The organism is Pedobacter sp. KACC 23697 (assembly GCF_045348445.1).
Taxonomy (GTDB): domain Bacteria; phylum Bacteroidota; class Bacteroidia; order Sphingobacteriales; family Sphingobacteriaceae; genus Pedobacter.
Genome location: NZ_CP157485.1, coordinates 4,633,942 through 4,649,127, shown reverse-complemented (window position 1 = coordinate 4,649,127; position 15,186 = coordinate 4,633,942). Strand labels below are relative to the sequence as shown.

The 15,186-nt window shown below is 39.3% G+C and carries 17 protein-coding genes; 3 read left to right on the top strand and 14 right to left on the bottom strand.

Annotated features, from left to right (window positions below; translation table 11 throughout):
- Positions 1–157: 157 nt before the first annotated feature.
- The 10 genes from ABEG20_RS18885 to ABEG20_RS18840 form a co-directional block, all read right to left on the bottom strand.
- Positions 158–1,069: an AEC family transporter gene (locus ABEG20_RS18885; protein WP_406824793.1), complete on the bottom strand. Its 912-nt coding sequence runs from the start codon at positions 1,067–1,069 to the stop codon at positions 158–160.
- A 69-nt stretch (positions 1,070–1,138) separates the two neighbouring features.
- The gene (locus ABEG20_RS18880; protein ID WP_406824792.1) at positions 1,139–2,359 is read right to left on the bottom strand and encodes a DEAD/DEAH box helicase; all 1,221 of its coding nucleotides are present in this window, start codon (positions 2,357–2,359) and stop codon (positions 1,139–1,141) included.
- A 184-nt stretch (positions 2,360–2,543) separates the two neighbouring features.
- Positions 2,544–2,996, bottom strand: a complete 453-nt coding sequence (locus ABEG20_RS18875) for an Hsp20/alpha crystallin family protein (protein ID WP_406824791.1) — start codon at positions 2,994–2,996, stop codon at positions 2,544–2,546.
- 54 nt (positions 2,997–3,050) lie between these two features.
- Positions 3,051–3,443, bottom strand: coding sequence for a hypothetical protein (locus ABEG20_RS18870; RefSeq protein ID WP_406824790.1), 393 nt, complete (start codon positions 3,441–3,443; stop codon positions 3,051–3,053).
- A gap of 4 nt (positions 3,444–3,447) precedes the next feature.
- Positions 3,448–3,678: a hypothetical protein gene (locus ABEG20_RS18865; protein ID WP_406824789.1), complete on the bottom strand. Its 231-nt coding sequence runs from the start codon at positions 3,676–3,678 to the stop codon at positions 3,448–3,450.
- 5 nt (positions 3,679–3,683) lie between these two features.
- On the bottom strand, positions 3,684–3,950 hold the full coding sequence (locus tag ABEG20_RS18860) for a hypothetical protein (protein ID WP_406824788.1): 267 nt from the start codon (positions 3,948–3,950) through the stop codon (positions 3,684–3,686).
- 632 nt (positions 3,951–4,582) lie between these two features.
- On the bottom strand, positions 4,583–4,930 hold the full coding sequence (locus tag ABEG20_RS18855; RefSeq protein ID WP_406824787.1) for a hypothetical protein: 348 nt from the start codon (positions 4,928–4,930) through the stop codon (positions 4,583–4,585).
- Between the two features lie 10 nt (positions 4,931–4,940).
- Positions 4,941–5,492 carry an RNA polymerase sigma factor gene (locus ABEG20_RS18850; RefSeq protein ID WP_057933206.1) on the bottom strand — a complete coding sequence of 184 codons (552 nt, stop codon included), beginning with the start codon at positions 5,490–5,492 and terminating at the stop codon, positions 4,941–4,943.
- Positions 5,493–5,909: 417 nt separating this feature from the next.
- A complete protein-coding gene (locus ABEG20_RS18845) occupies positions 5,910–6,671 on the bottom strand; it encodes a DUF4197 domain-containing protein (protein WP_406824786.1) in 762 nt (253 codons plus the stop codon).
- A complete protein-coding gene (locus ABEG20_RS18840) occupies positions 6,658–8,559 on the bottom strand; it encodes a von Willebrand factor type A domain-containing protein (protein ID WP_406824785.1) in 1,902 nt (633 codons plus the stop codon). The genes ABEG20_RS18845 and ABEG20_RS18840 overlap by 14 nt, the downstream gene beginning before the upstream one ends.
- A 104-nt stretch (positions 8,560–8,663) precedes the next feature.
- On the opposite strand from ABEG20_RS18840, the gene ABEG20_RS18835 reads away from it, so the two are divergent.
- From ABEG20_RS18835 to ABEG20_RS18825, 3 genes are all read left to right on the top strand, one after another.
- Positions 8,664–9,242 carry an RNA polymerase sigma factor gene (locus ABEG20_RS18835; RefSeq protein ID WP_406824784.1) on the top strand — a complete coding sequence of 193 codons (579 nt, stop codon included), beginning with the start codon at positions 8,664–8,666 and terminating at the stop codon, positions 9,240–9,242.
- Positions 9,235–10,539 (top strand): carboxypeptidase-like regulatory domain-containing protein, encoded by a 1,305-nt coding sequence (locus ABEG20_RS18830; RefSeq protein ID WP_406824783.1) that lies wholly within the window; start codon positions 9,235–9,237, stop codon positions 10,537–10,539. The genes ABEG20_RS18835 and ABEG20_RS18830 overlap by 8 nt, the downstream gene beginning before the upstream one ends.
- A gap of 91 nt (positions 10,540–10,630) precedes the next feature.
- Entirely contained in the window at positions 10,631–11,245 is a 615-nt protein-coding gene (locus ABEG20_RS18825) for an FMN-binding negative transcriptional regulator (RefSeq protein ID WP_406824782.1), read from the top strand.
- Between the two features lie 359 nt (positions 11,246–11,604).
- Here ABEG20_RS18825 and ABEG20_RS18820 read toward each other — a convergent pair whose 3' ends face one another.
- From ABEG20_RS18820 to secG, 4 genes are all read right to left on the bottom strand, one after another.
- Complete coding sequence (locus ABEG20_RS18820; protein WP_090501520.1) at positions 11,605–12,615, bottom strand: inorganic phosphate transporter; 1,011 nt, start codon at positions 12,613–12,615, stop codon at positions 11,605–11,607.
- A 12-nt stretch (positions 12,616–12,627) separates the two neighbouring features.
- Positions 12,628–13,269 (bottom strand): DUF47 domain-containing protein, encoded by a 642-nt coding sequence (locus tag ABEG20_RS18815; protein ID WP_029274248.1) that lies wholly within the window; start codon positions 13,267–13,269, stop codon positions 12,628–12,630.
- Positions 13,270–13,664: 395 nt separating this feature from the next.
- Positions 13,665–14,690 carry a sensor histidine kinase gene (locus ABEG20_RS18810; RefSeq protein ID WP_406824781.1) on the bottom strand — a complete coding sequence of 342 codons (1,026 nt, stop codon included), beginning with the start codon at positions 14,688–14,690 and terminating at the stop codon, positions 13,665–13,667.
- A 127-nt stretch (positions 14,691–14,817) separates the two neighbouring features.
- Entirely contained in the window at positions 14,818–15,180 is a 363-nt protein-coding gene (secG, locus tag ABEG20_RS18805; RefSeq protein WP_406824780.1) for a preprotein translocase subunit SecG, read from the bottom strand.
- Positions 15,181–15,186 lie beyond the last annotated feature (6 nt).

Sequence of the window (15,186 nt, the reverse complement as noted above, 5' to 3'; positions counted from 1 at the left end):
GAGAAACCCTGTGAACTAGCCTACTTCTCTCACTTTGACGTCTATAATAAATTAGAGTTTCTATCTGTGCCCATCCTTTCTATCTGTTGTTAAAATATACAAATCTCTGTGATCTTCGTGCCTTTTCTCTTCAGTCTCTGTGGTAAAAAAGTAAACATTAAACTACCCCTGAATAATTCAGCAGCAACCACCACAAACCGGTGGTAATAAACGAAAGCAATATGCCTATTCCAACCACTAAACCAGAAAGCTTTGGGTTAAGATTATATTGATCGGCCACTACCCCAGCGCTTACCAGTGTGGGCATAGCCATTTCGAAAATGCTTATTTTGGTAATCATTCCATGCGCATTTAAAAGAGTTGCTATCATCAACACAGTCAATGGGGCCAGGATCAGTTTATACAATAAAGCAAAACTGATATGTTTTAATTCGCTAAACCATCCCCCAAATTTTAGCTGTAAACCTATCGAAAATAACGCCAATGGACCAACTGTAACCGCCAGTTTTTCGAATAGTGGATCTAGTGGCGAAAGATTAATAAAATGTGGCAGGATCAGCGCTGAAACACAGCCAATAAGTGGTGGAAAGGTCAATACTTTTTTCAGCACTAATTTTGAGCTTAACTTTTCATCCTGCGACGAACGGATGGCCACTATAATACCAATGGTAGACAGCAGCATAAAAGTTACCTGATCACAAATAATAGCTATTGCCAGCTCCTTTTCGCTAAAATATGCCAAAATTAATGGGAACCCCACAAATGATGTATTACTTAATGAACTGGTGAGTTTTAAACCGCCAGCAGTAGCTTTACTGATATGCTGGGTACGGCTATACAGGGTAATAAACAGCCAACCCAACAGCCAGATACCAATTGGTGCCAACGCCGGAAACAATAGTTCTTTAGTCCAGGTAATATGTGGCAGGTATTTAAGCGAAACCCCAGGCAGTGCAATATAGATAATCCAGGCGTTAATGCCCTTGTGTGCATCTTTAGGCAATAATTTGCGCTTTCTGAAAAGAATGCCAGCCAACACGCATAAACCGATAAGAATGAAGTTTGCCATTGAACCGCGCAAAGATAATTTATAAAAGAAAAACGCCAAAAAGAACAGTCTTATGGCGTTTTAAATATTTTAAGCTGAAGGCTTCGGTTTTTTCTTTTTATGCCAGACCTTTTTATTTCCTTTATGCGGTGCTTTCTTTTCTTCTACATGCGTAATTTCCATGGCAGCTATGCTTTCCGGGAGTGGCATACGCGGAACCGGTTTCTCAATTAACTTTTCAATGTTATCAAACTTGCGCTTATCCCTTCCGTTAACCAGGGTAATGGCTGTACCTTTAGTTGCAGCTCTTGCCGTACGCCCGATTCGGTGCACATAATCAGCCGGATCGCCCGGAACATCATAATTGATTACCAAATCGATTCCCTCTACATCAATTCCACGAGATAATACATCCGTTCCGATTAAAATTGGTAACCTTCGGTTTTTGAAGGCCAATAAAATATCCTCGCGTTCTTTTTGGCCCAAATCAGAGTGGAAAGCTTCGGCTTTAATGCCCAAACCTTTAAAAGCTTTATATAATGCCTTTACCTTTTCTTTTGTAGAGGCAAAAATGATACTGCTTTTGTATTGGTCGCTTTTGAAAATTTCCGTTAACAAAGCTTGTTTTTGCTGATCGTGAATGTTATAAGCTTGTTGATCAATTCCTTCAGCAGGTTTAGCAATTGAAATGGTAATCTGTTTCGGTTCGTGCAAGATCTTGCCTGCCATGGTTCTTATTTTCGGCGCCATCGTAGCGGAGAACAAAAGCGTTTGCCTTTTCTTTGGCAGATAGCTAATAATGCGGATAATATCGTCGTAAAAGCCCATATCCAGCATTCGATCTGCTTCGTCCAAAATCAAATGCTGTAAATGTTCCAGCTTTAATACACCTGAAGATAAATGCGCCATCAACCTGCCCGGAGTGGCAATAATGATGTCTACCCCATCGCGCATGGAGCGTTTTTGCTGTTCGTATGCAATACCATCTCCCCCGCCGTAAACCGCCAGAGAACTGATATTGGTAAAATAAGCCAAAGCTTCTACCTGTAAATCAATTTGTTGTGCAAGCTCTCGTGTTGGCGCCAAAATTAAGGTATTGTTGTGTCTGTCAGCAGCTTTACTAATTTTATCCATTACGGGCAAAAGGTAGCTGGCTGTTTTTCCTGTACCAGTTTGAGCGCAGGCAATCAGATCATGATGAGCTAAAATTACCGGAATGGCTTGTTCTTGTATTGGAGTAGCGCTTTTATACCCCATAGCCATTAAGCCTTCGTATAAATCGGGGTTAAAATTAAAGTCGTTAAAATTCAATCTATTGTGTTTATGTCTTTTAGCAAAAGTACCTTAAAATACCGCGAATAACAAACGCACATTTAATTTCTGCCTTCTTAATTACGGTAAAGCGTTATCAGGTTATTCCTTTTCCCTCAAAATAAAACAAAACAGCCCCAATTGCTTTAAACAATCGGGGCCTGGAAATTATAATAGACGAAACTTAGTCTACCAGAATATCTTTATCTGGTGTATTCGTTTCAGGGTTTTTAGGAAGTGTAACCTTCAAAATTCCATCGGCGTAACTGGCCGAAATATTCTCTACTAAAACTTTTCCGTTTAAGTTAAAAGCCCTTTCGAAAGTGCCGTTGCTATATTCTCTACGGTTATACTTTTTACCGGCATCGGCTTCTTCCTTTGGTTGGTAAGAAATGGTTAATACGTCATCTTTGGTCACAACCTTCAAGTTTTCTTTAAGCAAAGCTGGTGCAAAAAGCTCAATAACAAAGTTATTTTCTGTTTCTTCTATATTCGCAGGCACCTTTCTAAAGCTCTGGTTAAACATGGTGTGTTTATGGTGACCAAACGGACCACCAAAGCGTCTTCCAAATCTTCCTTCTCCTGCGCCAAAGTGGCCATGCATCTTGCCCGAATGGCATCTATGTTCGTTGTACATTTTATTTAATTTTAATTGTTATTTATTCTGTTAATTCATCAGCCCAAGCCAATATTAATTGTAAACCGCCTGTTCTGTTTTAGGGATATCTAACAGCTGTGTAATGATATTTGCATAGGGATATGACGGTGAGAAAACGGCATAATCAAATTTCAAGCCCCTTAACTGAACCAAAATATCATCGATAAATTTCATAGGCTCCAGCAGTGCGCTGATCAATCCAGATTTGGGTTTTTCTTCTTCGTTAACAGCCTTTTCTCCTTGAAAAATTTTCAACTCCTGATTATAGGCTTTAAAATCTGCGCCGATTTGTTCTATCGGAGCCTTAAATTCATCAGAACTAAAGAAAGTAACTTGCTCTCCCCTGGTAATCATTTCATTTGCCATACTCAAAATCGGACTAACATCGGCCTGATATGGATCGCTTAAAAAAAGTACTTTTGACATGAGGCTATCTATTTACTTTGTTCATACTGTCTGTTGGGATAATGGTATCGGCCTGCTGCGTACGATGATGACTGAAGCCATGGTTTTTATATTGCCCGTGATCACAATCATCATGATAATGCCTGTTTTTAAAATCCAACCGATCAGGGTATCCGTACTGAACGGCCAGTACATTTAAGCTGTAAAAAGTTCCTGCAGCAACGGCTAATGCCAATAATATTCTAAATGTTCTCATGGCGGTTAATCATTTATGTTAATGTGGTTAACTGTTCCATTGCCTTGTACATTCGGCCTGTACCATTGGTTATCGATTGGTACAACCGGACTGTAGTGATTCTCAAATCCGTTAAAGCGGTTATGAAAATAATAGCGGCGCCTACCGGTAAAAATCCTGAACATTAAACCGATCAGCATCATGGCCAATATAAATTTGAACACCAATGGTATGAAGAAAGCAACTACCCCAAGCACCATTCCGAATCCTATCGTTTTTAATATTTTTTTCATCTTCTATATATTTTAATTGATGTTACGCAACTCACTGTTAGTAATTTGCGTGCACACCTGTTGTTTTTGTTTTTTATATAGGAAGACGGAGGAATTTTATTTTTACTTTAAATTATCTTGATTTTTTTTAAAATATTTGTGTCATCCTGAATGCAATGAAGGATCTTTCTAAATGATTAATCATCCTTGTGATGCCATCCCAAGGAATAATTAGTTAGATAAAAATCAATCTAAATGACAGTAGCATTTAATGGAAATAAATTACTCTGGGGGATCTTCACTGCGGGAATGCTTTTTCAGCCGACGAAGCAATCTTTATAGCAAGAATCGCTAGCATGAAAGATGCCTGCCCGCAGCAGACAGCATTCGTTGTTTCTCCTCAGCAATGAAGCCCTTTTTTGGACGCTGTTGATTATAGGATAATCGAAGATATTTTAGTAAATAATCCTTTCGGTCGGTGAGACACCAACCGATAGAATCAAAAAATCGACCGTCATTTCCTGAAGTGCAGCGAAATGGAGAAATCTGTCTTGATAGATCTCTCCGTTCCGCGTAGCTGTGGTCGAGATGACGATACCTCGTTCAGAATGATAGTAAAACAAAAAAGCCCCGAATTAATCGAGGCTTCCAAATTATTCCTTATTGCGGTGGTGGCCCCATCCGCCACATCTCCGCTTGTATTCTTCCTTAAATTTTGCACGCTCCTCCTCGTTCATAGAATCCCATTTGGCACGCATTCCGCGGGCACGTTCACGAAAACCATTATGCCCACCTCCTTTATTAAAGTTCCCAAAAAGTAACCTGCACAGCACAAGTAAACCGAGCGCTTGCCAATAATTAAGTTTGCCTGCATGTGCCACCTCAGGTAAAATCCAATTCCATAAAAACATAACCACATAACCCAATACCGCTACAATAAGCACCGCTACGGGTAAAAAGAAAATAAATTTCTTGCGCCGATTAAAATTTCTATTCATCATGTCTGCAAATTTAATAGTTAATAAATTCCTGATATAAATTTTGTAAACGGTTACGCAGGTGTTTTACCGCATAACCCTTTCTTGATATTAATGTTTTAATATTTTCTCCGCTTTCATCGGCCAGCTCCTGAAAAGTACGTTCTTCCAATTCGTTCTGAACAAACACATAACGTTGATTTTCGGGCAGTTCTTCCAGCGCCAAAAACAACTGATCCCAGAATAGTTTCTTTAAACTTTCCTCTTCCGGCGAGTAGGCTTCTGCAAGTAAAATTTCTTTAAAATTGATTTCACCGTCTTCGCCTTCAAAAGTGAAGTCTTCTAACGATTCTTCCTTTTGTTTGCGGTATTTATCGGTAATCTTATTTCTGGCCACCCGATATAGCCAGCCACTAATCTGCTCGATGGCGCCAGCTTCCGGTTGATTGCTGAGTTGAAACCAAACATCCTGTAAAATATCTTCTGCATCCTCATCCGTATTCACCCGGCCACGGATGAAACTGAATAAGCGTTTACCATAATTGGCAACCGTTGAAATAATATTTTGAGGTTCGTTTGTTGGCACTAAATTTGGCTTAATAAACCAGTAAACGGATGAAACTCAATATTACTTTAAATTTTCTTTATTTTTTGGCAAACTTTCGAAGTTTGGTGTCAGGAATGAGCAAGGCTACTTCGAAAGATTAAAAGGACTTGAGCAGAGAAGATATGTTATTCATTATTTTTTGAAAATGAAAGGACCATGACATTGGCGGGCTGCAGCCCCGCTTTTGGTTTAATCTTTTTGTTCCTCCTCACCAGGCTTTGGCTGCAACAAAAAGGATTTCACCGCGATCGGGTTTAGCTACAAAGTGTTTGCGCCGTGCAACCGTTAAAAATGAAATGATGTTTGCCACCCCAATCTGGTCTTAGGATTCCGATAAGACTACCAATAAAGTTAAACAGCGAAAACCATCTGCCATGTCTCACGAGACACACAATACTAATTTTTTTTCCTGTCCGCGTAACCAAATACCTTCTGAAGTAGCGTTGTGCTTCTTGAACTCAGGTTATCCCTGATTTTTAATTCTTCTTTGGCTATTTCAACAAATAAGCCATCTATCGCTTTTTGTGTAACATATTCTGTTAAATTGGTATTTACAGGCTTTACTAAAGGCAAACGGTTGTATTGTGCAGTCAAATCGCTGTAATACCTGGTGGCATTTACCTTATTTAAGCTGGTGGATACAATCGGGCTAAATTTCTGCATCAGTTGTGCCGTCGTTACCCTTTTAAAATATGCTGTGGCCGCATCTTTGCTACCCAACAGAATATTGGTCGCATCGGTTAAAGTCATCTGTTTAATGGCCGATATAAAAATCGGCTTTGCTTCGGTAGCAGCATCCTCGGCGGCACGATTTAAACTAACAATCACATTATCGCAAAGCTTATTCAGGCCTATGCTACGTAATGTTTTTTCAACCTTTTGTGCTTCAGGGGGCATTAAGATTTTAACAGCCAGATTGCCTAAAAAGCCATCTTTAGCCGAAAGCCTGTCTGCACCAGCAGAAACACCCAGCTGTAGCGCTTCTTTAATTCCCTGCCCTATTTCAAAAGTGGATGGGGTTCCGGTAGCGGCTGTTGTAGAGCCCTGTTTCCCGGTTACCTTTTTAAATATATCGCTCAGTTTAATCTGTGCACTAACATTTAAGCTTGTTAATAATATTAATGCCAGGGATGCCGGTACCATACTAATTTTTTTCATTCATGATGATTTTATCTTTTATGCTTAGCAAATCTTTGGCCATTAATTTTGCAGATTTTACCATGCTTAAAAATTCTGAGCGATAACCCTCTTTGTCTTTCCCTTTTGCCGTTTCGGCCAAAGCGATTACCTGCTCAAAGGTAGCATTTTGTTTGAAGGCTGAACGTTTTAAAATCATACCAAATTCGGCAACTGCAGCAGCAAATCTGAAATTATCGCTGGTTGAATTCATGCTTAAAGTGTTTTTGTTTACTGCTTTCACCAATAATTTACTGCTGCTACCTGCGGGCTCTTTATAACGAAGTTTAATGGTAAGCAGTTCATCTGAACTACCGCTATTGGATGGGTTCGTTTTTTGATATTTCAGATCATCTACACTTGTGGTAAAACTATCGTTAACACCTGTCGGAATAATTTCATAGAGCGCAGTAACACGATGGCCCGAGCCTATTTCTCCGGCATCCTTTTCATCGTTATTAAAGTCTTCTTTAGCCAGGAGCCTGTTTTCATATCCAATTAAACGGTAAGACTGAACCAAAGCCGGATTAAACTCAATCTGCAACTTAACATCTTTGGCAACGGTGAATAAGGTTCCGCCAAATTCATTTACCAATACTTTCCGGGCTTCAGTTAAATTATCAATGTAGGCATAATTACCGTTTCCTTTATCGGCAAGTGTTTCCATTTTACTATCCTTATAGTTACCCATGCCATAACCCAAAACGGTCAGAAACACGCCGCTTTTTCTTTTGTTTTCAATCAGTTTTTCCATTTCCGAATCACTGCTTGCCCCAACATTAAAGTCGCCATCGGTAGCTAAAATTACGCGGTTGTTGCCCCCTTTAATAAAGTTTTCTGAAGCAATTTTATAGGCAAGCTCAATGCCCTGTCCGCCAGCGGTAGAGCCACCAGCACTTAATTTATCGAGGGCATCTTTAATCCGGATTTTTTCATCTCCATGAGTTGCCGGTAAAACCACGCCGGAATTTCCGGCATAAACCACAATTGCAACTTTATCTTTTTCTCTAAGCTGATCTGTTAATAATTTGAATGACGAAACCAATAAGGGAAGTTTATTAGCGGCACTCATCGAACCGGAAACATCAATCAGAAAAACTAAATTGGATGCCGGTAGTTTTTCAGTGGTAACCGTTTTAGCTCGTAAACCAATTTGCACCAGTTTATGTGTGTTGTTCCAGGGTGCAGTGGCCATTTCGGTAATTATATTAACAGGATCTTTGCCTTTTGGCTGCTCATAGTCATAATCAAAATAGTTGATCATCTCCTCAATTCTGACCGCATCCGTTTCGGGTAGGTTGCCTCCGTTGATAAACCGCCTAACATTGCTGTACGATGCAGCATCAACATCAATTGAAAAGGTAGACAATGGGTCGCTTTTTGCCTTATGGAAGGTATTTTCGGCAATGCCTTTATAACTTTCTTCGTTTCTGTACTCCATACGTTGCTGCCCGTTCCCCACAAATACGCCGGCAACTCTTCCGGCTAAAGACTGATTGGAAACTATCGCAGCAGATGACGTCATCATACTTTTTCGTTGCATTCCGTAACCAACAATCATTACGTCATTTAAAGTAGCATTATCTGCAACCATTGTAATGTTTATCGTTTTGCGTTTTCCAATTTTTATGGTTTGGGGCTTATAACCAATATATGAGATCTTGAGTTCCGTATCTTTATCGGTGACCTGTATGCTGTATCTGCCTTTCAAATCTGCGGTAACTAGCCTTTTACTGTAATTGGTAATAATTGATGCCCCTGGTAAAACAGAGGTCGCATCAGTAATTACGCCGGTAATCGTTCGGCCATCAAACTGTTGGAAACTCATCAGCAAAAAAATTGCAATTAAAGAGAATAGAAGCTTTTTCATAATCTTAATTTTTTAAGGATGATGTAGTTCTTCAGGTTTTTCCATATCGATACTCAGAAATATTTTTTATACTTGAAAGATAATTCGAAATAGCGACCATTTTTTTGAGGTTTATAAAAAACACAGCTGGAAACACCCAGCAAGACGATGCCAAATTAATTGCCGGGTATAAAAATACGGGCGATTTAGACGCGTTGGGTACGCTTTACAATAAATACATGCATTTGGTATTCGGGGTTTGCTTAAACTACTTCAAAGACGAAGAGCAAAGCAAGGATGCGGTGATGCAGATTTTTGAAGAACTGGTAACCAAGTTGAAAATACATGAGGTACAGAACTTCAAAAGCTGGCTTCATGTTTTAACGCGGAACCATTGTTTAATGGCTTTACGGAAATCGGCGAAGCAAAACAATGTCTCCATAGACGATACTTTTGTGGAAAACAGCGAGTTTGTGCATCTGGATATTGATAACACAAAAGAAACGCAGCTGACCATCATGGAAAAGTGTATGGAAACTTTGCCTGAAGAACAGCGAAAAAGCGTAGATTTATTTTATTTACAGGAAAAGTGTTATAAAGAAGTGGCCGATATTACGGGCTACGATATGCTTAAAGTGAAGAGTTACATACAGAATGGTAAGCGGAATTTAAAGATTTGTATAGAGAAAAACAATAGTGAATAACGATTGGTTAGATATTGATGTACTGGAAGATTACCTGGATGGTAAGCTTGATGCCAAAGCTATGCATTTTGTAGAAAAACAAGCTTTGGAAGATCCTTTCGTTGCCGAAGCTTTGGAAGGACTGAAACAATCGCCCAAACGCAAACAAACACTTTCTATTTTACAAAAGCAACTGTATGATCGTATAGCTGAAAAACCTGTAAAGCGCAAACTTTGGGGCTTTACCACCCAAAGGTTAAGTATTGCGGCAACCGCAACTGTGGCCTTTATTGCGGTAAGCATTCTATTCTTTATGCGCGAAACCAATCGCAGGAATGCTGAAATTGCTGCGCATAAAAAGGACGGTGTATTGGTTCGCTTAGACAGTTCAACAAATATTGCTTCGGCCCAAACAAAAGCTAAAGAAGAAATCGTTACGCAAAACACAACTAAAGCAACCTTGATTGATAAAGCAATAACAACTGCAAAAACAGGAGACCTGGCAAAAAACACCAAAACAAACACCATTGTAGCACCTGCAGAGCAACAGATGGCTGAAGTAAAAGCGGCAAAAATTGCATCTGACAATAGTCGCGCAAAAGCAATGAGCCGTGTGGGCCTTAACGATTACAAATCAAACCAGACTGCATTAAGCGAGGCTGTGGTGACAGCAGCACCTGCAACGGGATCAGGTAAAATTGCATTTAGCGGCAATGTGGTAGACCAAAGTAATGGTCGGCCTGTTCAGGGAGCCGTGGTAAAGTTAGCTGGCTCTAAAAATGTAACCGCAACCGATGCCAGTGGTTATTTCTATTTACCAGCTGATAGTAGTGCAAAAGATAAAGACTTATTAATTAATGCGATTGGCTTTAAAGAATTACCTGTTGCTGGTTTACAAGACCCAAATGCGATTAAAAATGCATTAAACGGCAATAAATCATTAAACGAAATGGCGCTGATTACAGGCTCAAACGGACAAAAAAAGGAAAATATTCCTGCCCCAAAAATTACGCTGCGTGCAGAGCAAAACCTGGATGGAAAATCGGCCAATGAGATTACGAAACCTATTCCGGTTTCTACTATTAATTATGGCCAGTATTTGGCGCATAACAATAAGCTTTATAATCCTAAAGGCCCGGAGCAATTTGTGATTTTAAGTTTCAAGGTTAAAAGCAATGGGCGGCCTGCCAACATCACCGTTATAAAATCACTGAACAAAAAAGCCGATGCAGAAGCGAAACGGTTGATTAAAGAAGGTCCGGATTGGGTATTACCCAAAAACGGAACGGATTCAGTAGAGATGAGCGTTAAATTTTAATTTCCTTTGTGAACCACATCATACCAAGACACAGCAAATAGTATCAGTTTTTCCTGTGAATCGAAATTGGGTATGGCAAAAAGCACAATTCATGTACAAAACACCATATGCTAAAGCAGGCAATCAAGATGAAATTCTTGAATTCATGCAACAAAATAACTTTATCACACTAATTGGTTTTGACGGCGAATATCCGGTTGTTACGCAGGTACCGGTTCAAACCGTAACCGAAGGTGATTCGATTAAATTGACCGGCCATATCATGACCAAAACCGATCATTGTAGGGCATTTGAGCAAAATCCAAATGTAATGGCTGTTTTTACCGGTGCACACGCTTATATCAGCGCATCCGTTTACGAAAAACCTGCCTCCGTATCGACCTGGAATTATAAGACAGTTCAGGCCAAAGGCACAATCAGACTCATGGATTCGGAAGAAACTTATCAGGTTATCAAAGCGCTAACTGATCAGTATGAGCACCCTGAAACAAGCCCTGCTGCATTTAACAAAATGGATGAGTCATATATCCAGAAGCATTTAAAGGCAATTACAGGATTTGAAGTGTTGGTACAGCAGATTGACCATGTTTTTAAAATGAGCCAGAACCACTCCACACAAAATCAGGAAAACATTATAGCAGAACTGGAGAAAAGTGAAGATCCGGTTGCAAGAGAAGTAGCGAAGGAGATGAAGAAAAATTTGTAAGTATACGCATGCTTTAACCACCGGTTTCACCAAGAAAAAACACCGAGAAAGCGAGGTATAGCACAGTCGAGAAATCTACATAAGTAAATCTCTCCGGCAAATCGTCAACCCTGAACTTGTTTAAGGGCCTTTCATATGGAATAAATCTCGACGTTGCGCTTCAGTCTAGCACGACCGTTTTGTTGTTATCATCTTAATAATAGCTCATATGATAGCTTTTCTCCATGTTCCTTCGTACAAACTCAATGTGTTCTGTGGTAGAACAAAACATGGCTTTGCGAAAATTTAGCGTTCTTTTAGGTAAAAAAAAAGACCAAAGCTAATGCCATGGTCTCTTATGATGTTAAAGGATTTTGTTTTTATTTTAAGTAATAAATCACAGCATAAATAATGGCTGCCAAGGTTGCCGAAACCGGAATGGTTAAAATCCATGCCCAAATTAAGTTGATGGTTACCCCCCAACGTACCGCTGAAATGCTTTTTACCACACCCACACCCACAATAGAACCTGTAATGGTATGTGTAGTAGAAACCGGGATACCAAAATGTTCCGTAATACCCAATGTTACTGCACCGGCACCCTCGGCAGCAACACCTTCAAGGGCAGTTACCTTTGTGATTTTAGAGCCCATTGTTTTAACAATTTTCCAACCACCACTCATCGTACCTAATGATATCGCCGAATAACAGGCAATTGGCACCCAGGCGGGCATCGCTTCGAAATTAGGAATTACTTTTGAAGCGATTAAAGCTGTAGCGATAATCCCCATTACCTTTTGGGCATCGTTACCACCATGGAAAAAACTTAATGCCGCAGAAGATAACAATTGTAAGCGCTTGAACCATTTCTCGGCAGTAGCAGGCTTGGCATAACGACAGATATTGATAATGATCAGTGTTAATATAACTGATATTACCATACCGATTATCGGGGCCAATACAATGAAAGATACAATTTTTATGACATAGCCCATATTTACGGCATCAAGCGGACTAGCGCCTGTAAGTAAAGCATGTGTCATACCTGCACCGGCAAAACCACCGATCAATGTGTGAGATGAACTTGAAGGAATACCGTACCACCAGGTTAAAAGGTTCCAGATAATTGCAGCAACCAAACCTGCCAGAATAACTTCTAAGGTAATATAATTTTCGATCACCGTTTTAGCAACCGTGTTGGCCACTTTGTGGTCGGTAAAATAAAAATAGGCAGCGAAATTAAACAGCGCAGCCCATAAAACCGCCTGAAAAGGCGTAAGAACTTTTGTAGAAACAACTGTTGCAATCGAGTTAGCGGCATCATGAAAGCCGTTAATGTAATCGAAAGCAATAGCCAGAATTACAACAACAACCAATAAGGTAGTTACCATGTTTGTTTTTTATTAAGCGTTTTTAACCAAGATCGTTTCAAGCACATTCGCCACATCCTCACATTTATCTGTCGCTTTTTCAATCGTTTGTAAAACCTCTTTTTGTTTAATTAATTCAATCGCATTGGTTTCGTATTCGAATAAACGTGCTACAGCTAAGGTGAATACATAATCGGCCTGGTTTTCGCCACTGTTAATACGGATACAAGCATCAGCAATTACGCGGATGTTTTTAAAGCTGCGTAGCTCTTTTATGGCTTTATCGATATCAGTACACATCTCCACCAAAAGTTCGGCAATTTTAACAATCGGCTCGTTAATGGTATTCATGTTATACATCTGCATACGATTTGCAGTACCATAAATATAATCGGCAACATCATCAACAGCCGTAGCTAATGCGTGAATGTCTTCTCTATCAAATGGTGTAATAAAGTTCCGGCTCAGTTCAAGAAATATCGAATGGGTAATATCATCACCTACATGCTCTAAGCGCTCAATTTCTTTAAAAATTGTTTTTCTGCTTTCGGCATCACCCGTACTAACCATTTCTAAAAGGGTTTCAGCAATTTTTAATGCATTGCTACCAGCTTGTTCGAAAAGCGGATGAAACTTTTTGTCCTGAGGTGTAAAGAACTTAAAAATATTATTCATGTTAATTTTTAATATGTTGCAAAGCTACAAGCTCAATGTTAAGTTAATGTTAATTTCTTAATTATATTAACTAATTATCAGCTCATTTACTTAGGCAGCGTTTATTTCAATAGTTTTAGACACCTGACAATGAAATAAATAGGTTAATTTTAAAACAGTGTGAATAAGTTCTTCGGTTACGATAGCCCCGATAAACACTTTATCCCGATGAAAACTGTGCAAAATAGGATGAACACCACAAATTGTTAAGATAACTGCTTAAACCGGGATGTTCGCTAATACGGGTTTATCAACAATAGTAAATTGCCTTTCGTAATGAAATCAGATGCCTTATTTTAGGTGCGTTTCGTGTTCCTGTGGCAAAAAATTGAAGAATGATTATCCAGTTATTAAAGCTACCCACCCTTTTGTAGCGTAAAAGCAAATGTAGTACCTATTCCCGGTGTACTTCTTACCGAAATAGTTTGCTGGTGTGCTTCTAAAATATGTTTTACGATAGCCAAACCTAAACCCGTACCGCCAACTTCCCTTGCCCGGTGGGTATCAATACGGTAAAAACGTTCGAACAGGCGCAACAGGTGTTTTTCTTCTATACCTATACCATTATCAGTTACTTCAATCAAAACCTGATCGTGCAACTCGAAAATTTTAATAGCGGTTTCGCCTCCATCAATACCGTACTTAATGCTGTTTACCATTAAGTTAATCAGCACCTGCCTAATCTTTTCGCGATCGGCAGAAACCAGGGTTATAGCAGTGTACTTCTCTTTAAAAAAAAGTTTAATGTTTTTTGCCTTGGCGCGGTCTTCAAGGTTTTCCATCACCTCTTTTGCCAATTGTACAAAATCAAATTTTTGGTAGTTAATTGGCGATTCTCCTGTTTCTAACTTTGAAATAACGTCTAAATCTTTAATCAGATAACTCAACCGCTCTACATTGTTTTCTGCTTTCTTTAGAAATAAAACGGCCTGATCGGGGTCATCTACCAGGCAATCCTGCAAGGTTTCGATATAACCCTGAATCGCAAAAAGCGGGGTTTTAAATTCATGTGAAACATTTGAAAGAAACTCTCTCCTAAACTGTTCTTGTTTTTTTAATAAATCGATTTCCTTTTTCTTTGCACCCGCCCATTCTTTTACTTCTTGTTCTACATCATTGATCGGATCGGAACTTACATACTCACCTAGCGCATCTTTCAAATCTTTGCCCAATTTAAGGTTGTGGATCAGCTTGTAGATGAGTTTGATTTTGGTGTAAATATATTTTTCCAGCAAATAATAAAAAACCAAAAAGCTGCACAGAAACGATACGCCAAAAGAAATGGCCATATAATACAGACTATGCTGAAAATAAAAATTAACCATCCCGATGGAAAGACCAACGGCGAGAGCAGTAAATAAAACCAGCACACTTAATTTCATGCTGCAATTTAAAGCTTTTTATGTTAAATGTGTGTTAAGAGACAAAGGCTGTTCATTTTTATGGAATGCTAAAAACAAAAAAGCTTTCCCTTTTGAGGAAAGCTTTATAAATATGGGTAAGTATGACTTATTTCTTTGTTGAGTCTGTTTTAGCCGGAGTTGAAGCTGCCGGTTTAGTACTGTTTAAATTGCCGCCGATTGGAGATGGTGATGGTGTTTTGTTTAAACGCTCCTGAATAGCTGAGTTTCCAACTGCAGCACTGCCACCGCTTGTTTTAGCAATTGTAGTAACAGCAAGGGTTAACACCACTATTAGTGTTAACAATACCCACGATCCTTTTTCTAAAACATCGCCGGTACGCTGCACACCAAACATGTTACTGCCACCGCCTCCCGTAGCTAAACCGCCACCTTTAGGATTTTGTATCAAAACAAATAAGCCTAAGGCTACACACGCAATAATTAATAAAATGATTAAAAAGGTTACCATGGTAAT